The following is a 24,713-nucleotide window of genomic DNA, read 5'->3' as shown; positions in this document are numbered from 1 at the left end:
ATCGGTGAGCTGCGGGATCCGGATCTGTCGGTGGCGCGCGGGGCCGCTTTGTATGGCGAGAAGCTGGAGATGGAACGCCTCGTCACCGCCGATCTGGTTACCCGCGGGCGGCTGCGCGACCACGCCGATCTCAGCGAGGCCGCGCCCGCCGATCTCGAGGCCGCGCTCAAGCGGGTGGCCGACTCCTTCGCGCAGCCGGTCGGGCTGGTGCGGCGCATGATCGAGATCCAGGTGGACACCGTGGTGTCACGCGGGTTCGGGGTGCTGGCGCTGGATCCGTTCAACGGGCTGGCGGCGAGCTGGCTGGTGCATCGCAATCAGACGCTGCCCATCAAGGTGCGGCGCTCCTACGGGACGGTGCGCGCGGATCAGGATCAGATCGAGCTGACCATCGTCGAACAGCAGGGACAGGCCGCCTCCACTCGGCCCGAGGACACGAAGGTGTTGGTGGAGGGGAGGATTCGTGACATTCCGCCGGGGTACCCCGAGGGCAGTGAAGTCCGGGTGACCTTCGAGATGGGATTCGACGGCGTGCTGCACGTGACCGCCTACCATGTGGACGCCGATATACCGTTGACGCTGTCGGTGCAGACCGGGGCCACTCTGTCCCAGGCGGATGTGGAGCGCGAACTCGATCAGCTGCAGCGCACCCGACGCCGCAACTCCTGAGCCCGCCCGTACGAACGCTGAGCCCCCGAACGAGTCCGATGCACGCCTTCGACCCCAACGACTATCGCAAACGAGTCCTCGCCGCCGTGGAGCGCCGCGGCGGGCTCGACGAATCGGATGCCTTCGAGCTGTACGACATTCCGCTCGCCGAGGCGCCGCGGTTGAGCGATGCCGAGGTGGCGGCGCGGGTCGAGGAGGTCTGGGTCCTCTGGCAGAAGCTGCGCGATCACCCCAAGTTCCGGGTGCTGGCGGGGCTGCTGGTGGACGCGCACGACGTGCTCTCGGAACCGTTGCTGCACACCGGGTCCCGGCTAGTCGAGGCCGACCGGGTGCAGCAGTTGCGGTCGCGGCGCGATGCCGAACGGTACGAGATGCTGGATGTGGCCATCGAGCGGCTGGTGCAGCGGCACGGCGGGATTCCCGCCGCCAAGATTCCCGGGCTCGAGGACATCGGCCGGATGGGCGGGCTGTCGCTCGCCGAGATCGCCGCCCACATTCGCCGCCACCGCATCATCGACGACACCGCGCCCACCCCGCCGCCGGTGGCCGCCGCGCTGAATCCCGAACGCCGCCAGCAGATTCGCAAACTCCTCGCCGAATACGAGCGCCTGCTCCCCGGCGACCCGGTCCCCACCCTGATGGCCCTGCTCGGCCTGCACTTCGCCGCCGCCCACGACACCGTCGAGATCCGCCTGCGCGCCGAGGCCCTGCGCGCCCGCACCCGCGAACTCCCGCCCGGCCGCGTCCGAGTAGTCCTCGACGAACTCCTCGTCCACATCAGCGACATCCTCGAGCCCGGCGGCGAAATCGTCGACACCTACCTGCAAGCCATCATCCTCACCGTCACCGACGACCTCCGCCCCCAGGTCCGCGCCGCCGTCCTCGTCGAAGACCTCCTCGTCGCAGCCGATTTCGACTACCTCCTCGGCGAAGCCATCACCTCCGGCCTCGACCGCGCCACCGCCGAACAAGTCCTCCTCACCCTCACCGACGAACTCGGCACCACCATCGAAGGCCGCGAACACCTGGCCGGCACCTCCGGCGCGGCAGGTGCGGGGCCACGCCAATCCGGCTATGGGTCAACCACTTCCGGAGTAGGGCGAGGTGGGGCTCGTGAGACGGCGGGCACCGGCGGACCGACGACGCCCGCGCGAGGAGCTACCGGCTCGGCCGGGGCGACGCAGGGCGCGGAGCGGGCCTCCGGGGAGCCTGGCGAAGCCCGCCAATCCGGCCACGGCTCAGCGGCTTCAGGGGCGGCGGCGACGGGTCGGGGAGGCGCTTTTGGCGGCAGTGGGCAGGAGACTTCCCCGTTCGCACGAGGAACATCAAGCGCCGGGAATGGCGGCTCATCGGGTCGTGCCGGGGGAGTCGGCGCGGCGGGGACCGTTGGCGGGCCCGGAGATTCGCGTGGCGAGGGCTCTGCGGGCGGAGCCTCGCGTGCGCCGGACCCGGAACAGTGGCAGCGCACACCTTATGGCGCGCCGCAGGTGGGTGGCACGGCTGCGGCGGGAGTCGGGCGGCCGTGGGAGGCGGCTCTGCGGGCGGCGCGGGCCGCGCTGCGGGTCGGGAAGCCCAGGGAGGCGGCGGGATTCGTCGCGGATGCGCGGCGGAGTCTGGGCGGGGACAGCGCGGGGGCCACGTCGGTGCGGGCGGTGGGGGAGGAGGTCGAGCGGGTGCTGGCCGAGGCGGACCGGCATTGGCGCGGGGCCGTGTCCTGTTGTGCGGGGCGGCGGTTCGTGGAGGCGCTGGCGGAGCATTTGGATTTCCTGGATCGGCGGGCGTCGGATGTGGCGAATCCCGATCCGCGGGGGGCCAGCCGGGAGTTGCTGATCGGGCGGGCCAAGGCGGCGGTGATCGAGGCGGGGCGGCTGTTCGATGCGCTGCCCGTGGACCCGGGACTGCGCCTGCCTGCGGTGCGGGCGGTGCTGGAGGTGTGCGCGGATCATCCCGAGGCGCTGGCCGCCCTGGCCGAGCTTCGGATCGGTGCGCCCGGCGAGGTGACGGCGAGCCGGAAACCGGACGGGACCGTGGTGATCGCCTGGATTCCGTCGGTGACCGAGCAGGTCGAGTACCGGGTGACGCGGTTGCTGGCGGACGGTTCGTGGCGGGTGGTCGGACGCACGCGCGGCACCGCCCTCGAGGACGGCGGGGCGTTGACCGGGGCGGTGCCGGTGTACGGGGTGGTCGCTTCGGTGTCGGGGCGGACCTCCGAAATGGCGCGGTCCGATGGGAATTCCGACCGTAAGGAAGCCGAGGCCGACGTCGAATCCGGCGAGATCAGCGGCATGCCCACCGTGCGCGGCCTCGCCGAACAGCGCGGCCTGCTGGTCTTCGAATGGCCCACCGGCATCACCGAGGTCATGGTGGTGGCTCGCCCCGACGCGCCCCCGGTCGATCCGGAGGATCCGCAGGCCCGGCGCTGGAAAGTCACCAATATGCGCTACGAGATCGACGGCGGCGTCCGCATCCCCGCCGAGATCCCGCGCCCCTGCCATGTCGCCGTCGCCTCCTGCCGCCGCGACCCGGCCGGAACCCTCACCGTCGCCGCGGGATTCGCCCCCGCCGCCCGCATCCGCTGGGTCGGCTGAGCGCCGCTTCGGCGATGCGCCCGGACCCTCCGCGATCACGCATGGGAATCTGGTGGGGATCGGTGCTGTTGCTGCGAGAACCGGTCATGATCAGAGAGGCGGAACTGGGTGACTCCGAAGTTGATGGCGGTGAGCGACATCCATGTCGGTCATCAGGGCAACAAGCCGGTGGTCGAGGCGATCCGCGCGGATTCCCCCGAGGACTGGCTGATCCTGGCCGGTGACGTCGGCGAGAAGACCGATGACATCCGCTGGGCGCTGGAAACCCTGCGCGGTCGCTTCGCGAAGCTCATCTGGGTGCCCGGTAACCACGAGTTGTGGACCACAGCAAAGGATCCCGTGCAGATGCACGGCGCGGCCCGCTACGACTACCTGGTCTCGCTGTGCCGCGATCTGGACGTGCTCACCCCCGAGGACCCGTTCCCGGTGTGGGAGGGCGCGGGCGCGGAGCACTACGGCGGCAAGGTGACGCTGGCCCCGATGTTCACCCTCTACGACTACTCCTGGCTGCCCGCGGGGGCGAAGACCAAGGCCGAGGGCCTGGCCATCGCCAAGGACCGCAATGTGGTGGCCACCGATGAATTCCTGCTGTCGGCCGAGCCGTACCTGACCCGCGACGCGTGGAGTCACGCCCGCGTCCAGTACACCCAGCGCCGCCTCGACGCGCTGCCCGCCGAGACGCCGCTGGTGCTCATCAACCACTGGCCGCTGGTCCGCCAGCCGGTCGACATGATGTGGTATCCGGAGTTCGCGCTGTGGTGCGGCACCGACCTGACCTCCGATTGGCACACCACCTACAACGTGGTGTGCATGGTCTACGGGCACCTGCACATTCCGCGAACCACCTGGTACGACGGGGTGCGGTTCGAGGAAGTGTCGCTGGGTTATCCGCGTGAATGGCAGCGTCGCGGCCTGCCGGACAAGCTGTTGCGTCAGATTCTGCCGGTGCCGGAGTACGGGGACAGCCTCAATGAGTGGGGTGGCCACTTCAAGATCACTCCGGAGATGCGGGCCGCCGCGTTGAAGATGAAGGAAACCGTCGATCGGCGGCGTGGCCAGGCCTGATAGCCCTCGTTTCGGCTTACCGGGCGGTGGCGTAATCCGCTCGTACCCAGGAAATTACGGGATTTAACCCCATATTGGACGGCTGACCAGTAAGGTCTGGACGGCCGCCCAGTTTGAGGCGATAGACCGCACCCGAATCACCTGGGAGTTCCGCCGAGATGAGACGTACACGAATCCTGTGCTCGCTGCTGTCCGCAGCGGCGATCATCGCGAGCGGGGCGGTGGTGGCCGGGGCGGATCCCGTGGATATCGCCGGGGGCTCGGGCAGCTCCAGCGGTTCAGGCAGTGGCAGCGGTTCGGGTTCGGGTAGCGCCAGTGGTTCGGGGACGGGCAGTTCCGGCGCGCCCACCACTGTGCCCTCGCTCGGCCCGGACTTCCTCTGGGGTGTGGCCATGGCCGGCTTCCAGTCCGAAGGCCGTGCGCCCGACAGCAATTGGAGCCGCTACGCCAACTCCGGCCAGGCGCACGACCCGTACCTGGACTCGGTCGACTTCTACGACCGCTACGCCGAGGACATCGACCTCGCGGCCGGGATGGGCCTGAAGGTGTTCCGGCTCAGCATCGAATGGGCGCGGGTGCAGCCGCAGCCGAACACCTGGGACGAGAACGGCTTCCAGTTCTACGACAAGGTGATCGCGAAGATCCGCGCGGCCGGGATGCGGCCGATGCTGACCCTGGATCACTGGGTGATCCCCGGCTGGGAGGCCGATCGCGGCGGTTGGAAGAACCAGGGCATGGTCGCGGACTGGCTCACCAACATGCGCAAAGTCGTGGACCGGTACGCGGCCCCGGACATCATGTGGGTGACGATCAACGAGCCCATGGGCTATGTCGCGCAATCGATCCAGATCGGCGACATCGGGATCGGTGACGCGCTGACCATGTTCGATCGGCTGGTGCAGGCGCACGACGGGATCTACGACTACATCCACCAGCGCCAGCCCGGCGCGAAGGTGACCAGCAATGTCGCCCAGTACCCGATCGTCCAAGAGCTGACCGACCTGCTCTTCGCCGACCGCATCAAGGGCAAGATGGACTACATCGGCATCGACTTCTATTACGGTGCCTCGCTGACCCATCTGCCCACCACAGCGCTGCTGGGCGACGAGCTGTGGAAGAACGCCATCGAACCCGAGGGCATCTACTACGACCTGCGCTTCTACACCGAGAAGTTCCCCGGCCTGCCGATCTACGTGGTGGAGAACGGGCTTCCCACCGAGAACGCCGCCCCGCGCAGCGACGGCTACACCCGCGCCGACCACCTGCGCGACACCGTCTACTGGCTCCAGCGCGCCAAGGCCGACGGCATCCCGGTGATGGGCTACAACTACTGGAGCCTCACCGACAACTACGAATGGGGCAGCTACTCACCGCGTTTCGGCCTCTACACCGTCGACGCCAAAACCGACCCGACCCTGACCCGACGGCCGACCGACGCGGTCCCGGCGTTCAAGACCATCACCACCCAGGGTGGAGTCCCCGCCGACTACCGCCCCACCCGCAAGCCCGCCCTGTGCTCGATCATCCTGCCGCTGGAAAGCTGCCTGCGCCCGGTGTCGGTGCCGTAGCGTGATCGTGTCGGCCAACGCAGCGTCATCCCGGCGCGCTTTTGGCCGGGATCCACACCGGGCGGGGTGGATTCCGGCCAAGAACATGCCGGAATGACGGGGCCGCGATGGCATACCCGACCGTGGCGAGCGATCAGTCGGTGGTGAGGCGGAGCCCACCCGCCAGTGCGTCGGCCATGGTGTGCAGCAAGGGATTCCGAGTGGTCGTGCGCCAGGCGGCGGCGTAGGTGATCAGCAGCGGCCGCGGTTGCAACGGCCGCCACACCAGGCCTGGTACCGAGGTGGTGCGGGCGGACCCGACGCCGATCGCCTCGGGACGCAGCGGCAGCAGTTGCAGCATCTGCGCGTGGCTCATTTCGCTGGCGCTGAGAACCACCGAGGCGCCGCGCTCCCGCAACTGCTCGAGCACCGAATCGTGCACCTCCGGCGCGGAATCGCGGGCGAACATGATCAGCTCGTGGTCGCCGATGCGCCCCGCCTCCACCGAACCCGCCGCGGCGAGCGGATTCTCACGCGACATGACGATCCCCAACTCCTCCTCCGCCACCGCCGTATACGTGAGATGCTCCGCCAGCCGCACCGGCAACCGCAGCACCGCCAGATCCACCTCGTCCCGATCCAGCAACCGCGCCTGCTCCCCACTGCTCCCCGTCGTCAACGCCACCCGCACCCCCGGCTGCCGCGCCTTCAACAACGCCTCGATCCGCCCCGGCAACCACTGCGGCGCCCCATTCACCACCCCCAACCGAAACACCGCATTCCCCGGCTGCGCCACCGCCCGAGTCTCCCGCAACGCGACCTCGGCCGCCTCCAACACATTCCGAGCCGTCTTCAACAGCACTTCCCCCGCGGCCGTCAACTCCACCCCATGATTCCCCCGAATCAGCAACGGCCCACCCACCTCCCGCTCAATGGCCCGAATCTGCTGACTCAACGTAGGCGTCGAAATGAACAACCGCTCCGCCGCCCGCCGAAAATGCAGCTCCTCCGCCACCGCCACGAAGTACCGCAACTGCCGCAATTCCACCCCTGAAGCGTAAGCGCCCCCACCACCCCCCACCGAAAACCCACCACCCCCGGGGTGGGTCCCGGCGGGGCGGCGAACCTGCCCCGCCGGGATGCCTCAGCCGGGGCCGATCCGGTGATCGTGCCCGGTCACCGACTGATTCCGTAGACCAGGCTCAACTTGCCGTCCGGCAGTTGCTCGACCTTGTGCAGTTCCATCCCGTGCCGCGCCGACGACGAGAACAATGCCGTGCCCTCGCCCACGATGAGCGGATAGACGATCAGGCGCAGCTCGTCCACCAGACCCGCGTCGAGGGCGGCGCCCACGATCGTCGGCCCGCCGACCAGGTAGATGTCCTTGCCCTGTTCCCGCTTCATCGCCGCCACGGCGTCCAGGTCCGCCAGGATCCGGGTGTTCGGCCGCGTCACCGAGGTCAGGGTCCGCGACACCACGTAATGCGGTGTCTTCGTTGCGAACTCGGACCATTCGACATCCGCCGCCGTGGGCACGTGACCGCTGAACGGGTGAATCTCGTAGGGCGCGGTCTCGACCCGCGACCAGTACTGCTCGTACAGCGGATAGAACTCGGCGCCGAGCACGCACGCATCGATCTGCGTCGTCAACCACGAACCGAAGTCTTCCGGCCAGCTGTCGACCCAGTCCGCGTATCCCTCCGGCCCTCCGTACTTCCCATCGGCCGAGATCTTGAAGGCCGCGATCAACTTACGCGTCATGGTCGTCTCCTGTTCGTGTGCGGGCTGCCATCGGCACTGCCGTTGACAAGCTCGTTACCGTGTTCGTTGTAGTGATCCGAGAGATCCCGAAAACTCACCGCCCGAGCGGAATTCGAGCTGTCCGGGAGTCCTGTCTGGAAGAGCGTGGCCATGTCGATCGATAGCGAGGAGTTCGCGGTCCTGTTCGCGCCGCACCGCCGTGAGCTGTTGGTGCACTGCTACCGCATGCTCGGCTCGGCACACGACGCGGAAGATGTGGTTCAGGAGACGTATCTGCGGGCCTGGCGCGCGATCGGGGACTTCGAGGGCCGTTCCAAACTGCGGCATTGGCTGTATCGGATCGCGACGAACGCGGCGCTGCGGGAATTGGAGAAGGGCCACCGACGCTCGTTGCCGTCCGGCCTGGCCAACCCGGTCACCGAATCCACCGGCGACCAGCCGCTCGAACGCCAGGATATGCCGTGGTTGGAGCCGATCCCGACCGCGCTCGCGCTCTCGGCGTCGGAACCGGATCCGGCGGAAGTTGTCGCGCAACGCCATAGCATCAGGCTGGCGTTCGTGGCGGCGCTGCAATACCTTCCGCCGCGGCAACGCGCCGTGCTGCTGCTGCGCGATGTGCTGGAGTTCCGAGCGTCGGAGGTCGCGGCGCTGCTCGACATCAGTCCTGCGGCAGCCAACGGTCTGCTGCAGCGCGCCCGAGACAAACTGGCAGCAGTCCGCCCGACCGAGCTAACTGTCAGCGACACGCTCGGGCCCGATCAACAGCACGTGCTCGAGGAATTCATGGCCGCGTTCGAGCGCGCCGATATTCCGGGCTTGCAACGTATGTTGCTGGCCGACGCGACTCTCGAGATGCCGCCGCTGTCGACCTGGTTCTTCGGCCGGACCGCCATCATCGGCTTCTGGTCGTCACAGATCCTCACCGAACCCGGCATGTACCGAGTGGTCGCCACCTCGGCCAACGGCCAACCGGCCGCCGCCATGTACAAGCGGCACGATGACGGTTCCCACTATGCGCACGCGCTCCACGTGCTCACGCCCGCATCGGAGGGGATCGCGCGAATAGTCGTGTTCCTCCAGCCCGCGATATTCGAGCTGTTCGACCTTCCCATGGCCTTCGAGACCGTCGACCGGGAAGGAACCGCTCACCACATGGCGCCGTGACCCCGATGATCTTGGCGACGTGGGACTTACGCCCAGCCCGGGTGGGTGGAGGGTTGGGTTACGGTGGCCCAGCGTTCGGCTATGCGGCGGCCCTGGAAGCGCCAGAGGACGAAGCCTTGGAAGGTCATGGGTTGGCCGGTGGTGCGGTCGGTCCAGCGCCAGATGTTGCGGCACATGACCTTGTCGCCCTCGGCGAGCATATCGACGACGGTGACGTGGAGGTCGGGCATGGCCTCGTACATGCCGAGCATCATCTTCTCGTCGCCGATCAGGTCGGTGGGTTGGCCGCCGGGGCCGTCGTGGTCGAGGAAGTCCGGGGTCATATTGCGGTGGATGACAGCCGCATTGCGCCGGTTCACGAACTGCTCGAAGTGGTCGGCGACGAACTGCTTCATGGAATCGAGGGACAGGTCGGTGGGCATCATCGCCTCCTCTGCGTAGCCGAACGACCTTTCCATGGTGCGCCCGACGCCTCGAGGTGCGCGCCGGTTTGGGCAACGGTCCGCGCGGATTGGGCAGCGTCATGTCGGCGATTGGGCAGTGCCACGCCGACATTCGGCATCGCCGGGAGTAACAGCACCGCTCGCCTTCGTCGAGTGGCACACCAGCGCGGCCGAATCGGGCAAATCCCCTCGGTGGTGTGCCACTCGACGAAGAGGTGGCGGCTGTGTCAGAGGTTGGCGGGGCGGATGACCATGATCGAGGAGGCGCGTTTGCCGGATTCCTTGATGAGGGCGATGGCCTGGCCGGCGGGGTCGATGGCGGCGTAGACGCCTTGCAGACCAATCGGTTCCAGCCAGCGGCCGTTGCGGAGGTCGCCGGCCTGGGCGTCGGTGATGTCGCGGGTGGGGAAGGCGGTGCGGACGGCGGCGTCGATGTCGAGGTTGAGCATCGGCTCGTCGGCCGCGGCGGAGGCGGCCAGCTGGTCCAGGGTGCGGGCGTGTTCGAGGGTGAACGGGCCGACCCGGGTGCGGCGCAGCGCGGTGAGATGGCCTCCGACGCCGAGCTTTTCGCCCAGGTCGCGAGCCAGGGCGCGGATGTAGGTGCCCGACGAGCACTCCACCTCGACATCGAGGTCGACGAATTGTGTTGCGCCGGTGTCGATATTGCGGCGGGCGAGGATGTCGAAGCGGCTCACGGTGACGGGGCGGGCGGCGAGCTCAACCTCCTCACCGGCGCGGGCGCGGGCGTAGGCGCGCTCACCATTGATCTTGATGGCGCTGACGGTGGCGGGCACCTGCTGGATGTCGCCGGTCAATTCGGCAATGCGCGAGGCGATCTCGGCATCGGTGAGATGCCCGGCCGCCGTGGTGGCGGTGACCTCGCCCTCGGCGTCGTCGGTGATGGTGGCCTGCCCCAGCCGGATGGTGGCCGTGTACGCCTTGGTGGTCAGGATGAGCTGCCCCAGCAGCTTGGTGGCGCGCTCCACACCCAGCACCAGCACGCCGGTCGCCATCGGATCCAGGGTGCCCGCATGCCCGACCTTCTTGGTGCGCAACAGCCCCCGGCACTTTGCGACCACATCGTGGCTGGTCCAGCCCGCGTCCTTGTCGACAATGAGCAGCCCGCCGAACGCGTCCACCCGCGGCGGCAACTTCTCACGCCGCGGCGCGTTCTGCTTGTCGCGCTTGGCCTTCGTGCGCTCTGGGGTCTGCACCGCGCTGGAGTCGTTCCGCGCCGCGCCCGGCTCGTCCCGCGCAGCGTCGGACTCTGGCCGCATGGTGTCGGATGCTGCTGGCGCAGTACCGGATTCGGTTCGCGTGGCGCCGGATTCCTCGCTCATCAGCCCTCCACGATCGCGGTCAGGATGAGGCCGTCGGAGATCAGCCAGCGGCCGTCGAACGACTTCAGCGGTGCGCCACCGTCATTGGTGTGGCCGGGGACCAGTAGGTCGCTGTGGAAGGTGCCACTGCCACCGGCCGCGGACTCCTCGTCCACGGTGAAGGTGATGTGCGCGTCCTCGAATCCCAGCCAGCGCCCGGTCAGCGGATTCCACGCCTTGTAGGTGGCCTCCTTGGCGCAGAACAGCAGTCGATCCAGGTGCAGCCCGGTGCCGGGCAACACCGCGCTCAGCCATTCCCGTTCGGCGGGCAGGCTCACCGAATCAAGCACGCCGTCCGGCAGCTGCGCGTGCGGTTCGGCGTCGATACCGATGGAACGGAACCGCAGCCGGTGCGCCAGCGCCGCGGCCCGATACCCGTCACAGTGGGTCAGACTGCCGACAATCCCGCGCGGCCAGGCGGGCGCACCACCCTCGGTCTTACCGATCGCGACCGCGGGCTCACCCAGCTGCCCCAGCGCCTCCCGCGCGCAGTACCGCGCCCCGATGAAATCGCGCCGCCGCTTCTCCACCGCCCGGGCGATCAAATGCTCCTCACCGGGATGCGCCTTCAGATCCTCCGGATACACCGTCAGCTCGGCCGCGGCCACCCCGTTGGGAAGAATCCTGCCGAGAATGCGCGCCGACCCCGTATCCCCCGAGAGACCCTGATTCGCCGCGACTGCCCGCTCCTCGATGACCCGCCTCCTGCTCGCTGCCTGTACTAGCCGCATCGAGCCTAGTGCGCGCCGGCGACGTAGTCGTCCTCTGCCCAGCGCACGGCCGGAGCGAATGCGGAGGTTTCGCCTACCGGGACAGTTGATCGACCTCGTCGGCGAACAGGACCGCCGGGTCGAAGGCCATTCCGTTGAAGTGCCCGGCGAGTTCGAGCGACAGCACGCCGTGCACCCGGGTCCAGAACGACAGGGCTCGGCCCGTGTTCGAGTCGAGCGCCTCGAGTAGGACGGTCATAATCTCGTCGGAGATCGCGGTGGTGTCCGCGGGTGCGTGATATCCGGGAACGGGCGTCCCGTAGATCAGGAAGTAGCGCTGCGGATCGGCGAGCGCCCACTCGCGAATCACCTGGGCGATTCCGGCGATGTCGGCACCGTCGGCGCGAGCGACCTTCACGGTATCGGCCAGGCTGCGGTACGCCTCGCGGATGAGCTCGGTGATCAGCTCGTCGCGGCTCGCGAAGTACCGATACAGCGCGGGCCCGCTCAACCCCACCTGCTTGGCGATCGCGTTGAGCGACAAAGCCGATGCCCCCGACGCGGCGATCTGTTCCCAGGCGTGCTGCTTGATCTCCGCGCGCATCTGCTCGCGATACCGCTCCCGGGGACTCGTCGACACCATGAGTTAGAGGCTATCACTTTTCCTATTGACTCTAACTCTCGGAGGGTTATACCTTCTAACTCAAGCGAGAAGTGCTAACTCAGGAGTTGAATCGTGAACGCCCTCAACCAAACCCGGACCGCCCTGCTCGGCCTCACCCTGACCGCCGGAATCCTCACCGCCACAGCCACTCCGGCCCTGGCCGACGGTTCCGCGGCCGACCAGCCACCCCTCACCTGCCAGGGGCAGACCATCGACACCGCCGCCCCGATCCACTACCGCACCGAGACCCTCATCAAGGCACCCCTCGACGCCATCTGGAATCTGCAGACCGACGTGGAGAACTGGCCCGCCTGGCAGCCGCCCGTCACCACCCTGAATCTCCTGAATCCCGGCCCCCTGCAACCGGGTTCGAGCTTCCGCTGGACCACCCCCGTCCCCGCGAGCCCCACCACCCCCGCGACCACCCTGTCCATCACCTCGACCGTCCAGCAGATCCAGGACCACGCCTGCCTCCGCTGGACCGGCCCCGCCCTCGGTGACGGCCTGACCATCGACGGCGGCACCCATGTCTGGACCTTCACCCCCGTCCCCGAAGGCACCCTCGTCCGCACCGAGGAGAACTGGACCGGCCCCCAGGTGGAGGCCGACATCCCGACCTCCACCCAATTCCTCGGCCTCGGGCTCGAAGCCTGGCTCTCCAACCTCCGATCCGCCGCCGAGCGTTAGGTCATCGAATGCAGCAGGCCCAGGTTCGGGGTGAGCGCACCGTCCTGACCGAGGGCCCGGAAATCCGCCTCCACGTCCTCGCGCGCGAGCTTTCCGGCGCGCACCGCGCGGTAGCGCACGTAGGTCCAGAGGAAGACGTCGAGGTTGTCGAACCGGGTGCCGCCCTCGACGACATTCTCCTCGTGAAACCACACGGCCACTTGGCCATTGGTGAGCACGACGTACAGATTGCCGCCGCCGTCCGCGCCGATCGAGTACACATCGTCATCGGTCAGCTCGGTCTCGTAGTCCGAATCGAGGATGCCGCAGTCGTTTCCGGCGAAATCGAAGCCGTAGGACCAGTCGAAGATGTCCAGGAACTGCGGCATCCGACCTGACCGCACCCTGCGGTCGAACGCGGCCAACGCCGCCGCGTGCACGGGTTCGAGTCGTTCGAGAAACGGTGCCACGGAACGAGTTTCCGCCGTTACCCGCACCGGTTCCGCATCCGGGAACCAGCGCAGCAGATCGGTATCCAGGTCACGATCGGCATAGCCGACGAGGTCGGCGACAGCAAGAGTCACGCCGGGATTCTAGGAGTACTCCGTCGGGGCCATGCGCTGGCGGAGCAGACAGAATTCATTGCCCTCCGGATCGGCCAGTACATGCCAGGACTCGTTGCCGGTCTGGCCGATGTCGGCCGGGCGGGCGCCGGCGGCGAGCAGGCGCTCGAGTTCGGCGTCCTGGTCGCGGTCGGTGGCGTTCACGTCCAGGTGCATCGGCAGCTTCCCGCGCCTCGGATCGTCGCTGCGGCTGAACAAGAGGGTCGGATACGGGCCGCCGAACACGGAGCCGGGCGGACCGATGCGCCGGTCCTCCTCGTCGCGTTCGAGTTCGACGTATCCGAGCACCTCGCACCAGAAGTCGGCCAACCGTGCGGGATCGGCGCAGTCGATGACGAGTTCGGTGATCTTGCAGGCCATGAAGGCGACACTACGCGCTGCGTCGGCCGCAGCGTGACAGGCGGCGTTAGCCCGAGCCTCACAGGCATTCGATCGCGCGTCGTGGACGGTGGTCCGCGCCGCGGGTTGGCTGAAAGGCATGACGGACAAGGGAATTACGGCACAGACCGGACGGGTAGTGGTGATCGGCGGCGGCTCCGGGATGGGGCAGGCGATCGCGGACGCGCTGCTGGGTGAGGGATACGAGGTGGTCATCGTCGGGCGGTCGGCGGAGCGGCTGGCCGACGCGGTGCGGGAGCTGGGGGATGGGAAACTCACCGCGATCGCGGCGGATGTCACTCAGGAGGACCAGGTTTCGCGATTGTTCGAGACCGTCGGCACGGTCGATCACGTGATCAGCACGGCCGCGGATCTGGCGGGCGCGTACGGACTGGTCAAGACCTTCGACTTCGAGCACGGCCGCGGATTCATCGAGACCAAGCTCATCGGATCGATGCTGCTGGCCAAGCACGCCCGGCTGACGGAAAACGGCTCGCTCACCTTCATTTCCGGGATCGCCGCCTACCGCCCGGCGGTGGGCGGGGCGATGGTCGCCTCGGTGAACGCCGCGCTGGAGGGTTTGGCTCGCGCACTCGCGGTGGAGCTGACCCCGATCCGCGTGAACGCGGTCTCGCCCGGCTGGATCATGACCGGCATCTGGGATCAGATGCCCTGGGAGGACAAGGACGAGCGGCTTCAGGCGATGGCCGACAAACTGCCCGCCCGACGGCTGGGTAAACCGGAAGACGTTGCGGCGGTGGTGGCCTCACTACTGAAGAGCGAATTCGTCACCGGCACGGTGCTGCACGTCGACGGCGGCCACCGCCTCGCCTGAGCTAGTGCGCTTCGCTCAACCAGATGGCCTCGGCGGCAATGCTGCCGAGGTCGATGGTGCGCTCGTCCACCTGCACCGCGATGGTCCCCGCGAAGTCGCGCCGCTCCACCACCGCGATCGGGGTGTCCAACGCGATGCCCAGGGAATCGAAGTAGCGCAGCATGGCCGGATCCGAATCGGAAATCCGCGCCACCCGCCCGGATTCGCCCGCGCCGAAATCGCTGAGCTGGCGGGCCGGGGGAGTGGGGACCGCGCCGTCCACCGACGGGATCGGATCCCCGTGCGGATCCCGGTCCGGGTGGCCGAGTTTGGCGTCGATGCGCTCCACCAGCGTCTCCGAGACCGCGTGCTCGAGCACCTCCGCCTCGTCGTGCACCTCGTCCCAGCCGTAGCCGAGCTCGTTGACGAGAAACGTCTCGATGAGCCGATGCCGCCGCACCATGGCGATGGCCGCGCGCCGGCCGTCCTCGGTGAGCGTGATGGACCCGTACCGGGCGTGCTCGACCAGCCCCTGATCGGCCAGCTTGCGCACCGCCTCCGACACCGTCGACGCGGAGACGCCGATCTTCTCGGCCAGCAGCTTGGTCGACACCTTCTCCTGCGACCACTCCTGCGCGGTCCAGATCACTTTCAGATAATCCTGCGCGACCGAGGACAACACCGGCGCGACAGTGGTGGTCCCGTGGGGTTCGGAAGGTGCGGACGGATCGGCCAGCTCGCGGCGGGTGGCGATGTCTCGTTTTCCGGGCACGCCTCGAGCTTAGGCACACCTGTCGCGGTTTCACACATCGGCGCGCTCGCTGGTAGAGCCGACGCCCGGCCCGGTGAACACACGGTGACGAGCATGCTTCCACCCGTGAAGTTACCGACCGCCGAATATGGTCGGTAACGCCCTTTCAGTAGGCTTCCTCTGTGCAGAGATGGCGAAGCCTCGAGGAGATGCCCGCGGACTGGGGCCGGTGTGTCCTCACGATCGGGGTGTTCGACGGCGTGCACCGCGGTCACACCCAGCTCATCGGCCGTGCGGTGAAATCCGCTGCGGTGCGGGGCGTTCCGTCGGTGCTCATGACCTTCGACCCGCACCCGCTGGACGTGGTGCGGCCCGGTTCGCATCCGGCGCAGCTGTCCACCCTGGACCGGCGCGCGGAACTGGTCGAGGAACTCGGCATCGACGTGTTCGTGGTGATGCCCTTCACCCGTGACTTCATGAAGCTCACCCCCGAGGAATACGTCCAGGACCTGCTGGTGAACCGCCTGCACGTGTCCGAGGTCGTGGTCGGCGACAACTTCACCTTCGGCAAGCAGGCCGCCGGCACCCTCGACACCATGCGCGAGCTGGGCCGCCAGTACGGCTTCGATGTCGACGGCGTGCAGCTGCTCGGCGAGCACGCGGTCACCTTCTCCTCTACCTACATTCGCGGCTGCCTGGCCGAGGGCGATGTGGGCGCGGCCGCCGAGGCGCTGGGCCGCCCGCACCGCGTCGAGGGCGTGGTCGTGCACGGCGACGGGCGCGGCAAGGGACTCGGCTTCCCGACCGCCAATGTCGCGCCGACCATGCATGGCGCGATCCCCGCCGACGGGGTGTACGCGGGCTGGTTCACCGTCCTCGAACCCGGCGACCCGCTGGCCGGGCAGTGCCACATGGCCGCCATCTCGGTGGGCACCAATCCCACCTTCGACGGTCGCAATCGCACGGTCGAGCCGCACCTGCTCGATTTCGACGGCGACCTGTACGGCAAGCACGTCGCGGTCGATTTCGTCGAACAGCTGCGCGGCATGCGCAAATTCGACTCCATCGAGGATCTGATCGAGGCCATCGGCAAGGACGTCGACCAGGCCCGCAAGGTCCTCACCGATGGCACCGACGAATAGGGCCGATTTCCGCGACCGTCCACCGGTCCGGTAAGCTGGCCCGCTGGGTTTGCTGCGGTCCGTGGCGGCACCCACCGGATCATCCGGACACCCTCGCGCACGGACTGAAACACAGGGAGTTATCTGTGGCTCTGACCACTGAGCAGAAGAAGGCCATTCTGGCCGAGTACGGCCTGCACCCGACTGACACCGGTTCCCCGGAGGCTCAGATCGCGCTGCTGTCCAAGCGGATCGCCGATCTCACCGAGCACCTCAAGGTGCACAAGCACGACCACCACACCCGGCACGGTCTGCTCGCGCTGATCGGTCGTCGTCGTCGCCTGTCGAAGTACCTGCAGGCCAACGACATCAACCGCTACCGTTCGCTCATCGAGCGTCTGGGCCTGCGTCGCTGATTTCAGCGACATATCTCTCGCCAGAGAGGTAGTTGACGATCCGGCCAGCGAGGAGGCATAGAATCTCCTCGTTGGCCTTTCGTATATGTGTCCGATTTCCCCACGAGGGGGAGGTCGAGACGTGTATACGCCAACAGGAGCCGTATGCACCCGCCGCGTGGCGTCGGTCTTCGGTAGTGGCTTTTCGGGGCGCGAATTGAGATGAACCATGCGCGCCCGGAGGGCTTCGATCGATGACCGCCTCCGCGTCGCCGTATCCAAGGGGATGGGGCCGGGTGTGCGTGCAGTGACCACGAGGGTTGCCGCGCGCCCATATCGGGTACGGCCGCGAGCCGGATCGCACGAGAGGAATGTGCGAACCCCGGCGAAGACGAGAGGTTGAGATAAAACACATGTCTGACACCCAGACCAGTTCCGCCGCCGAGGTCGAGCCCGGCGTTTTCGAGTCCGTCGCCCTGATCGACAACGGCAGCTACGGAACTCGCACCATCCGCTTCGAGACCGGCCGTCTGGCCAAGCAGGCCGCGGGTTCCGTGGTCGCCTACCTCGATGACGAGACCATGCTGCTGTCGGCGACCACCGCCTCCAAGCAGCCCAAGGACCAGTTCGACTTCTTCCCGCTGACGGTGGATGTCGAGGAGCGCATGTACGCCGCGGGCCGCATCCCCGGCTCGTTCTTCCGTCGTGAGGGCCGCCCCTCCACCGACGCGATCCTGACCTGCCGCCTGATCGACCGGCCGCTGCGCCCGTCCTTCGTCGACGGCCTGCGCAACGAGATCCAGGTCGTCGTGACCGTCATGTCGCTGGATCCCAAGGATCTCTACGACGTGGTCGCGATCAACGCCGCCTCGGCGTCCACCCAGATCGCGGGTCTGCCGTTCTCCGGCCCCGTCGGCGGCGTGCGCGTCGCGCTGATCGAGGGCCAGTGGGTCGCGTTCCCGACCGTCGAGCAGCTCGAGGGCGCCGTGTTCGACATGGTCGTCGCGGGCCGCGTGGTCGACGGTGACGTCGCCATCATGATGGTCGAGGCCGAGGCCACCGACAAGGTGCTGGCCCTGATCGCCGACGGCGCCACCGCGCCGACGGAAACCGTTGTGGCCGAGGGCCTCGAGGCCGCCAAGCCGTTCATCGCGCGGCTGTGCAAGGCGCAGGCCGACCTGGCTGCCCTGGCCGCCAAGCCGACCGAAGAGTTCCCGATCTTCCTGCCGTACCAGCCCGATGCCTTCGAGGCCGTCGAGGGTACCGCCAAGCGTGAGCTGAACGAGGCGCTCTCCATTGCCGACAAGCAGGAGCGCGAGGCGAAGATCGACGAGATCAAGCTCGCCGTGCTCTCCGAGCTCGCGGAGTCCTTCGAGGGCCGCGAGAAGGAGATCGGCGCGGCCTTCCGCTCGGTCACCAAGAAGCTGGTGCGCCAGCGCATCCTGACCGACAGCTTCCGCATCGACGGCCGTGGCCTGGCCGACATCCGCGCGCTGTCCGCCGAGGTCGCGGTCGTGCCGCGGGCTCACGGTTCGGCGCTGTTCGAGCGTGGCGAGACCCAGATCCTGGGCGTCACCACCCTGGACATGGTGAAGATGGCGCAGCAGGTCGACTCGCTCGGCCCGGAGACCTCCAAGCGCTACATGCACCACTACAACTTCCCGCCGTTCTCCACCGGTGAGACCGGTCGCGTGGGTTCGCCCAAGCGCCGCGAGATCGGCCACGGCGCGCTCGCCGAGCGTGCTCTCGTGCCGGTGCTGCCGTCGCAGGAGGAGTTCCCCTACGCCATCCGTCAGGTCTCGGAAGCGCTGGGCTCCAACGGTTCCACCTCGATGGGCTCGGTCTGCGCCTCGACCCTGTCGCTGCTGAACGCCGGTGTGCCGCTGAAGGCCCCCGTCGCCGGTATCGCCATGGGCCTGGTGTCCGACACCGTGAAGAACGACAAGGGTGAGGACGAGGTCCGCTACGTGGCCCTCACCGACATCCTGGGCGCCGAGGATGCCTTCGGCGACATGGACTTCAAGGTCGCCGGCACTCGCGAGTTCGTCACCGCCCTGCAGCTGGACACCAAGCTCGACGGCATCCCGTCGCAGGTGCTGGCCGGTGCGCTGAACCAGGCCAAGGACGCCCGCTACACCATCCTGGACGTGATGGCCGAGGCCATCGCCACCCCGGACGAGATGAGCCCCTACGCTCCGCGCGTCACCGCCATCAAGATCCCGGTGGACAAGATCGGCGAGGTGATCGGGCCCAAGGGCAAGGTCATCAACCAGATCACCGAGGACACCGGCGCCAACATCTCCATCGAGGATGACGGCACCGTGTTCGTCGGCGCGACCGACGGCCCGTCGGCGCAGGCCGCGATCGACGCGATCAACGCCATCGCCAACCCGCAGCTGCCGAAGGTCGGCGAGCGCTTCCTGGGCACGGTCGTCAAGACCACCGCCTTCGGCGCGTTCGTCTCGCTGCTGCCGGGCCGCGACGGTCTGGTCCACATCTCGAAGCTGGGCAACGGCAAGCGCGTCGCCAAGGTCGAGGATGTGGTCAACGTGGGCGACAAGATCCGCGTCGAGATCGCCGATATCGACAACCGCGGCAAGATCTCCCTGGTGCCGATCGACGAGGATTCGGACAACTCCGAAGCCTCGGCTGCGGTCGACGCGATCGCAGAGTAATTATTTCTCTGTGACGAAGAAGCAGTCCGCGGTGCGCGCGGGTTCCGCGCGCACCGCGACAGACTCCGCGCCCATCGCCAAGAACGCGCTCGGTGCGAAGGACAATGCCCCTCTGCTCCGGAATCTGGAGCAGGGGGGCTCTTCACTGGTGATCGCCCAGAACGGTTCCCAGGCAACCGATGTCGGCGTGCGCCGGACCGTGCTGCCCGGCGGGCTACGGGTGGTCACCGAGCATGTCCCCGGCGTGCGCTCGGCTTCGGTCGGTGTGTGGGTCGGGGTCGGCTCGCGCGATGAGGGCCCGACGGTGGCCGGCGCCGCGCACTTCCTCGAGCATCTGCTGTTCAAGGCCACGCCCACGCGCTCGGCGCTGGATATCGCGCAGGCCATGGATGCCGTTGGCGGCGAACTGAATGCGTTCACCGCCAAGGAGCAGACCTGCTACTACGCGCACGTGCTGGACGAGGATCTGCCGCTGGCGGTGGATCTGGTCTCCGATGTGGTGCTCAACGGTCTGTGCCGCGCCGATGACGTGGCGGTGGAGCGTCAGGTGGTGCTGGAGGAGATCTCCATGCGCGACGACGATCCCGAGGACATGGTCGGCGACGCGTTCCTGACCGCGCTGTTCGGCGATCATCCGATCGGTCGGCCGGTGATCGGCAGCATCGAGACCATCGAATCGATGCAGGCCCATCAGCTGCGGTCGTTCCATCTGCGGCGATACCGACCGGACCGTATGGTCGTCGCGGTCGCGGGCAATATCGAACACGAGCACGTCGTCGAATTGGTGTACCGCGCCTTCGAGAATCGGCTCGAGCCCGGGCTGGAACCGGCCGGGCGGCGCGAGGGCAAGTTCCGCCCGCGCGGCAATCCGGAACTGCTGCGCATCCAGCGCGACAGTGAGCAGGCGCACCTGGTGTTCGGCACCCGCGCCTTCGGACGGCACGAGGGTGAGAAGCGCTGGCCGCTCTCGGTCCTCAACACCGTGCTCGGCGGCGGCCTGAGTTCGCGGCTGTTCCAGCGCATTCGGGAGGAGCGCGGCCTGGCGTACTCGGTGTACTCCAGCGTCGACACCTTCGCCGACACCGGCGCGTTCTCGGTCTACATCGGCTGCCAGCCCGAAAACCTCGGCCACGTCGCCACATTGGCGCGCGGTGTGCTCGAGGAGGTCGCGGCCAACGGCATCACCGACGCCGAATGCGCCCGCGCCAAGGGTTCACTCCGCGGCGGCCTCGTCCTCGGCCTCGAGGACTCCGGCTCCCGCATGAACCGCATCGGCCGCTCCGAACTGAGCTACGGCAACCACCGCAGCGTCTCCGAAACCCTCGCCCGCATAGACGAAGTCACCACCGACGAGGTCTCCCGCATCGCGGCTACTCTGCTCGCGCGGCCTTTCGGTGTCGCGGTCGCTGGTCCGTACCGGCGGACCCGCGATCTTCCGGCAGCTGTCCGCCGACTGGTTCCCTGAGTGAGCTGTCCTCCGAGATCTGCGCGACGAACTGACGAGCCTGTTGAGCAATAGTGGTCGGCGCCCTCGCCCAGCGACGTAGGGTGTGGTCGTGGATTTCACGGAATGTCCTGCACTGCAGGGTGATTGTGTGGATCGGGCGGTGGTCACGGCGGGCAATCGATGACTTGCCCGCCAAAGCCGCTACGCGCAATCGCGGCCCCGAGGGTGCTGCCGGGACCGTCCGCAGTCTCGGTGCGGGATCGGCTTCGGGGATTGACCGCGCAGGATGTGCGGGTGCTTGGCCTCGTGGGACAGCACCTGGGTCGGCTGGCCTCTCGAGATCTCGGGGGTCAGATGCGCGGACGGTCTCGAGCACGACCGGGACCGGTGGGCGATTCGAAAGCGTGCACTCACGGCGGAATCTTCGTCGCGGTGGGCCGGTGCGATCACGAAGGCCACCAATGATCAATGGGCCTTGGCGCGTCGCGCCCAGCATGCGCATCTGCGGAGTTTGGAACGTGGAGTCGAGATGCTGCGGAGGCGGTTGGCCTTGCCACTCGGGGAGCCTGGCCGCGATGGCAATCCGGGCGGATACGCGAACCGGAGGGAATGGTTCAACAAGTCCCGGCGTCTCGCTGTCCTGCAAGGGCGACTCACGGTGGTGCGTGGCGACTACGAGGCAGGCAGGGTGCATGTAGTACGTGGTGGGCGAAAGCTGTTGAAAAAGCGACACAATCCAACCGACGGCGACCTGGGTCGAGAACAGTGGCGAGCCCAATGGGAGGCACGGCGGCAGTTTCTCTCGGCTGATGGCGAATCAGGCAAGAAGTTCGGTAACGAGACACTCCGTGTGACACCGAACGGCGAGATCAGCCTCAGACTGCCCGCCCCGTTGATCGAGCTGGCGAATGCGCCACACGGTCGTTACGTGCTGTCTGCGCGAATCGGCTTCGCGCATCGAGGCCGCGAATGGTTCGAGCGTGTCAGTTCTCATCGGGCGGTGGCGTACCGGATCCACTACGAGGTGAATCGCGACCGCTGGTATCTGACGGCATCCTGGCAGCCACCAACTCGAGCCGAGATTCCGCTCGCTGCAGCCCGTGCATCAGGTGTGATAGCGGTTGATTTCAATGCCGACCACTTCGCTGCGTACCGGATTGATCGGCATGGCAATCCGATCAGCGGTCCGCGTCGGTTCGACTTCGATATGACGGGTCCTGCTTCACGTCGGGACGCGGGATTGCGACACGCACTGTCTGGAATTCTCTCCTGGGCGAAACACGTACAGGTGTCATCGATCGCCGTTGAGGATTTGAACTTCGATGCGGAGAAGACGCGCGAGAAGCACGGACACCGCAAGGGTTTTCGTCGCCTTCTCTCCGGAATGCCCACCAGGGCTTTTGGATCGAGGCTCGTCTCGATGGCGGTTCGCACCGGTATTGCGGTGATAGCGGTTGATCCGGCCTATACATCGAAATGGGGTGCACAGCATTGGCGCGCGCCGCTATCCACGGACAGGCGCGTATTGACTCGGCACGATGCGGCAGCGATCGCGATCGGCCGACGTGCGCTCGGGCACGGAATTCGGCGGCGGACCTCACCGCCCCATACCCACCGGAGTGATGGGTATGGGCATCGGAAGGTCCAGGCCGGTCCGGTGGCTCGAGCGCACGAGGGATCCCGCCCACCCGACCCGGAACGTGTACGTGATACATGTCGCCGCTCGGATTCGGTACGCGGGAAACCAGTGTGTCCAAAACCGTTCGGGACATGCGCCTGACCGTGTGTACGCGTTCGCGCTCACGCACGGTTTTGTGATGAGGAACGGTTGTGCTGCAACCAGGTTCGCCTGCGTGCAGAGGCGTCATCTCGCCGACTGAGACAGCTACTCGGCAGTAGCTCCGCACACCCTGTGAGGAATGCCCGTTTGTGGCTATGATCTCCTCGCCGGATGGGAGGGGTTTTGCTCAGACCAGGTGAGAACTTCGCCGGGTATGTCATCGAACGTGAGCTCGGACGCGGCGGGATGGGCGCTGTGTATCTGGCTCGGCACCCGCGCCTGCCGCGCTGGATCGCGTTGAAGGTGCTCAGCTCGGAATACCACGGAGACAACGAGACTCATGCGCGATTCGAGCGCGAGGCCGATCTGGCCGCGCGCTTGAATCATCCGTGCGTGGTCACGGTGTACGACCGCGGCGTCGAGCACGGGCGGCTGTGGATCGCCATGCAATACGTCGACGGCGTCGAGGCCGAATCGGTGCCGGACATGACGCCCGCGCAGGCCGTGGAGATCGTCGCCGCCACCGCCGACGCGCTCGACTACGCGCATCGGGTCGGGGTCCTGCATCGAGATGTCAAGCCCGCCAATATCCTGCTCGCCCGTGAGACCCGCGAACAACAGGCGGGGGTGCTGCTCACCGATTTCGGGATCGCGCGACTACAGGGGGACACCGGACGGCTCACCGCGTCCGGGTCGGTGATGGCGACGCTGGCCTACGCCTCGCCGGAGCAGCTGCAGAATCATCCGATCGGCCCGTACTCCGATCAATATTCGCTGGCCTGCACGCTGTTTCGGCTGTTGACCGGGATACCGCTGTTCCCGTCGACCGACCTCGGCGCGATCGTGAAATCGCACCTCTACGACAATCCACCCCGGGTGGCGAGCTATCGGCCGGGACTGCCCTCGGCGTTGGATCCGGTGCTGGCGCGGGCGCTGGCGAAGAACCCGGAGGATCGATACCCGTCGTGCACGGACTTCGCGATGGCCGCACGGCGTGCGCTGGGGGCCGCGGGCGAGGCCGGGATCGCGCCGCCGGCTCGGGAGAAGAACCCGGAAACGTCTGCGCGGCGGACGAATCCGCCGTCGGCGGGTCGACGGGTCGATACGGGTGCGACGCCGGCTCGGCCGTCGCCGCAGGATGCGCGGGCCGCGGGCGCCGCACAGCGTCGCGTCCAGCAGTCCGCGGCGGCAACGCGTTCGGGCCGAGTGCCCCCGGCGGCGTTGCGTTCAGGCCGAGTGCCGCAGGCGGCGCTGCGTTCGGGCCGGGTACCTCCGGCCGCGTTGCGCTCAGGGCAGGTGCCCGCGGCGGCATTGCGTTCGGGCCGGGTGCCGGTCGGCCCCGAAACGCCCCGATCGCGCACCGGCTCCTTCCCGAAAGCCGGTGTGGCAGCGGCGAAACCGCCGAAGCGCAGGGGTCTGCGGGCCATGCTGCTGGTGGGCGTCTGCCTGGCGGCCGCGCTGGGGCTGGGCATCTTCCTCGTCACGCCGTTCGGGAATTCCGCCAAGCCGAAGCCGCCCGCCTCCGAGATCGGCGACCTCAGTGCGGCTTTCCCGGGCCTGGTCCCGCGCACGCCCGAACTCGGTTCCGGGTTCGCCGGTGCGAGTTGCCGGGTCGCGGATCATGACTCGAAGGATTTCCTGCCGCCGTGGGCCTTCGAGGGCTGGCTGGCGGCCTGGGACTGCGTCTATTCCGCGACCAACCACGACGTCAAGGAATACGTGCTCTTCGCCTACAGCTCGGCTGCGGCGGCCCAATCGGTGGCCAAGCGAATCCACCCGGCGGGCAGCACCATCGAGAACCTGGCGTTCAAGGAGTATTGCGGCTCGAAGGAATACACCAACTTCCGCTTCGACTCCTTCCCCGACGTCCCCTCCACTTCGTTCGCCACCACTTTCTTCGACGACCCCAAGCGCGAGAAGTTCCTGATGTACACCCGTGGCACCCCCGCCACCCCCAGCGGCGTCGTCGACTGGTGGAAGTCCTTGCCGCTCACCCAATCGTGATCACCGTCGCACACCCATGAATACAGTACGGGCGTACTGGTAGATTCGGTGGCGAGGATGTGGAAGGGA

General features: G+C 67.6%; 22 protein-coding genes. 13 read left to right on the top strand and 9 right to left on the bottom strand.

Translation table 11 applies throughout. From position 1 onward, the window contains the following. The 4 genes from ON43_RS22800 to ON43_RS22780 all read left to right on the top strand — a co-directional run. A partial coding sequence (locus tag ON43_RS22800; protein WP_040810645.1) for an Hsp70 family protein occupies positions 1-669 on the top strand: 669 nt, incomplete at its 5' end. 38 nt (positions 670-707) lie between these two features. After that, positions 708-3,257, top strand: coding sequence for a SaeA-related protein (locus tag ON43_RS46845; RefSeq protein ID WP_051178968.1), 2,550 nt, complete (start codon positions 708-710; stop codon positions 3,255-3,257). 108 nt (positions 3,258-3,365) lie between these two features. Next, positions 3,366-4,322, top strand: coding sequence for a metallophosphoesterase family protein (locus ON43_RS22785; protein WP_040810643.1), 957 nt, complete (start codon positions 3,366-3,368; stop codon positions 4,320-4,322). A 158-nt stretch (positions 4,323-4,480) separates the two neighbouring features. Then, positions 4,481-5,890 (top strand): family 1 glycosylhydrolase, encoded by a 1,410-nt coding sequence (locus ON43_RS22780; protein ID WP_040810640.1) that lies wholly within the window; start codon positions 4,481-4,483, stop codon positions 5,888-5,890. 133 nt (positions 5,891-6,023) lie between these two features. Here ON43_RS22780 and ON43_RS42710 read toward each other — a convergent pair whose 3' ends face one another. Beyond that, entirely contained in the window at positions 6,024-6,917 is an 894-nt protein-coding gene (locus ON43_RS42710; RefSeq protein WP_051178967.1) for a LysR family transcriptional regulator, read from the bottom strand. A gap of 128 nt (positions 6,918-7,045) precedes the next feature. Continuing rightward, entirely contained in the window at positions 7,046-7,630 is a 585-nt protein-coding gene (locus ON43_RS22770) for a dihydrofolate reductase family protein (RefSeq protein ID WP_040810638.1), read from the bottom strand. A gap of 150 nt (positions 7,631-7,780) precedes the next feature. On the opposite strand from ON43_RS22770, the gene ON43_RS22765 reads away from it, so the two are divergent. Then, entirely contained in the window at positions 7,781-8,794 is a 1,014-nt protein-coding gene (locus tag ON43_RS22765) for a sigma-70 family RNA polymerase sigma factor (RefSeq protein ID WP_040810636.1), read from the top strand. 26 nt (positions 8,795-8,820) lie between these two features. Here ON43_RS22765 and ON43_RS22760 read toward each other — a convergent pair whose 3' ends face one another. The 4 genes from ON43_RS22760 to ON43_RS22745 form a co-directional block, all read right to left on the bottom strand. Next, a complete protein-coding gene (locus tag ON43_RS22760) occupies positions 8,821-9,216 on the bottom strand; it encodes an ester cyclase (RefSeq protein ID WP_040810673.1) in 396 nt (131 codons plus the stop codon). A gap of 248 nt (positions 9,217-9,464) precedes the next feature. Further along, complete coding sequence (gene truB, locus ON43_RS22755) at positions 9,465-10,577, bottom strand: tRNA pseudouridine(55) synthase TruB (protein ID WP_245568703.1); 1,113 nt, start codon at positions 10,575-10,577, stop codon at positions 9,465-9,467. Continuing rightward, entirely contained in the window at positions 10,577-11,251 is a 675-nt protein-coding gene (gene npt, locus ON43_RS22750; protein ID WP_040810669.1) for a 4'-phosphopantetheinyl transferase Npt, read from the bottom strand. Before npt ends, truB begins: the two co-directional genes overlap by 1 nt. Before the next feature lie 169 nt (positions 11,252-11,420). After that, entirely contained in the window at positions 11,421-11,969 is a 549-nt protein-coding gene (locus ON43_RS22745) for a TetR/AcrR family transcriptional regulator (RefSeq protein WP_040810635.1), read from the bottom strand. A 93-nt stretch (positions 11,970-12,062) separates the two neighbouring features. On the opposite strand from ON43_RS22745, the gene ON43_RS22740 reads away from it, so the two are divergent. Then, positions 12,063-12,677, top strand: coding sequence for an SRPBCC family protein (locus ON43_RS22740; RefSeq protein ID WP_040810633.1), 615 nt, complete (start codon positions 12,063-12,065; stop codon positions 12,675-12,677). Here ON43_RS22740 and ON43_RS22735 read toward each other — a convergent pair. Both ON43_RS22735 and ON43_RS22730 read right to left on the bottom strand, forming a co-directional pair. Next, on the bottom strand, positions 12,674-13,240 hold the full coding sequence (locus tag ON43_RS22735) for a hypothetical protein (protein WP_040810631.1): 567 nt from the start codon (positions 13,238-13,240) through the stop codon (positions 12,674-12,676). The two genes, ON43_RS22740 and ON43_RS22735, sit on opposite strands and share 4 nt — an antisense overlap. 9 nt (positions 13,241-13,249) lie before the next feature. Further along, positions 13,250-13,639: a VOC family protein gene (locus ON43_RS22730; protein WP_040810629.1), complete on the bottom strand. Its 390-nt coding sequence runs from the start codon at positions 13,637-13,639 to the stop codon at positions 13,250-13,252. Positions 13,640-13,757: 118 nt separating this feature from the next. On the opposite strand from ON43_RS22730, the gene ON43_RS22725 reads away from it, so the two are divergent. Continuing rightward, positions 13,758-14,492, top strand: a complete 735-nt coding sequence (locus ON43_RS22725) for an SDR family oxidoreductase (protein ID WP_040810666.1) — start codon at positions 13,758-13,760, stop codon at positions 14,490-14,492. Between the two features lies 1 nt (position 14,493). Here ON43_RS22725 and ON43_RS22720 read toward each other — a convergent pair whose 3' ends face one another. After that, on the bottom strand, positions 14,494-15,207 hold the full coding sequence (locus ON43_RS22720) for a metal-dependent transcriptional regulator (RefSeq protein WP_051178974.1): 714 nt from the start codon (positions 15,205-15,207) through the stop codon (positions 14,494-14,496). A gap of 197 nt (positions 15,208-15,404) precedes the next feature. Between ON43_RS22720 and ON43_RS22715 the strand changes: the two genes are divergently transcribed. From ON43_RS22715 to ON43_RS22695, 6 genes are all read left to right on the top strand, one after another. Continuing rightward, positions 15,405-16,364 (top strand): bifunctional riboflavin kinase/FAD synthetase, encoded by a 960-nt coding sequence (locus ON43_RS22715; RefSeq protein WP_051178964.1) that lies wholly within the window; start codon positions 15,405-15,407, stop codon positions 16,362-16,364. A 125-nt stretch (positions 16,365-16,489) separates the two neighbouring features. After that, positions 16,490-16,759 carry a 30S ribosomal protein S15 gene (rpsO, locus tag ON43_RS22710; RefSeq protein WP_040810622.1) on the top strand — a complete coding sequence of 90 codons (270 nt, stop codon included), beginning with the start codon at positions 16,490-16,492 and terminating at the stop codon, positions 16,757-16,759. Between the two features lie 392 nt (positions 16,760-17,151). After that, positions 17,152-19,413, top strand: coding sequence for a polyribonucleotide nucleotidyltransferase (locus ON43_RS22705; RefSeq protein WP_040810620.1), 2,262 nt, complete (start codon positions 17,152-17,154; stop codon positions 19,411-19,413). 145 nt (positions 19,414-19,558) lie between these two features. Next, positions 19,559-20,878 carry a M16 family metallopeptidase gene (locus tag ON43_RS22700; protein WP_245568705.1) on the top strand — a complete coding sequence of 440 codons (1,320 nt, stop codon included), beginning with the start codon at positions 19,559-19,561 and terminating at the stop codon, positions 20,876-20,878. Between the two features lie 511 nt (positions 20,879-21,389). Beyond that, positions 21,390-22,640, top strand: coding sequence for a hypothetical protein (locus tag ON43_RS43845; RefSeq protein ID WP_218003332.1), 1,251 nt, complete (start codon positions 21,390-21,392; stop codon positions 22,638-22,640). 183 nt (positions 22,641-22,823) lie between these two features. Continuing rightward, positions 22,824-24,644, top strand: a complete 1,821-nt coding sequence (locus tag ON43_RS22695) for a serine/threonine-protein kinase (RefSeq protein WP_040810619.1) — start codon at positions 22,824-22,826, stop codon at positions 24,642-24,644. The last annotated feature ends 69 nt before the right edge of the window (positions 24,645-24,713 follow it).

It is taken from the genome of Nocardia concava NBRC 100430 (genome assembly GCF_000308815.1).
GTDB classification, from domain to species: domain Bacteria; phylum Actinomycetota; class Actinomycetes; order Mycobacteriales; family Mycobacteriaceae; genus Nocardia; species Nocardia concava.
The sequence above is the reverse complement of the archived record's forward strand: the minus strand, read 5'-3'. Positions and strand labels throughout refer to the sequence as shown.

Excerpts from the sequence above, each read along its gene's own strand:
- ON43_RS22760 (WP_040810673.1), bottom strand. The coding sequence starts at position 9,216 with ATGCCCACCGACCTGTCCCTCGATTCCATGAAGCAGTTCGTCGCCGAC.
- ON43_RS22745 (WP_040810635.1), bottom strand. The coding sequence starts at position 11,969 with ATGGTGTCGACGAGTCCCCGGGAGCGGTATCGCGAGCAGATGCGCGCG.
- ON43_RS22780 (WP_040810640.1), top strand. The coding sequence starts at position 4,481 with ATGAGACGTACACGAATCCTGTGCTCGCTGCTGTCCGCAGCGGCGATC.
- ON43_RS22770 (WP_040810638.1), bottom strand. The coding sequence starts at position 7,630 with ATGACGCGTAAGTTGATCGCGGCCTTCAAGATCTCGGCCGATGGGAAG.
- truB (WP_245568703.1), bottom strand. The coding sequence starts at position 10,577 with ATGAGCGAGGAATCCGGCGCCACGCGAACCGAATCCGGTACTGCGCCA.
- ON43_RS22765 (WP_040810636.1), top strand. The coding sequence starts at position 7,781 with ATGTCGATCGATAGCGAGGAGTTCGCGGTCCTGTTCGCGCCGCACCGC.
- ON43_RS43845 (WP_218003332.1), top strand. The coding sequence starts at position 21,390 with ATGCTGCGGAGGCGGTTGGCCTTGCCACTCGGGGAGCCTGGCCGCGAT.
- ON43_RS22705 (WP_040810620.1), top strand. The coding sequence starts at position 17,152 with ATGTCTGACACCCAGACCAGTTCCGCCGCCGAGGTCGAGCCCGGCGTT.
- ON43_RS22725 (WP_040810666.1), top strand. The coding sequence starts at position 13,758 with ATGACGGACAAGGGAATTACGGCACAGACCGGACGGGTAGTGGTGATC.
- ON43_RS22730 (WP_040810629.1), bottom strand. The coding sequence starts at position 13,639 with ATGGCCTGCAAGATCACCGAACTCGTCATCGACTGCGCCGATCCCGCA.
- ON43_RS46845 (WP_051178968.1), top strand. The coding sequence starts at position 708 with ATGCACGCCTTCGACCCCAACGACTATCGCAAACGAGTCCTCGCCGCC.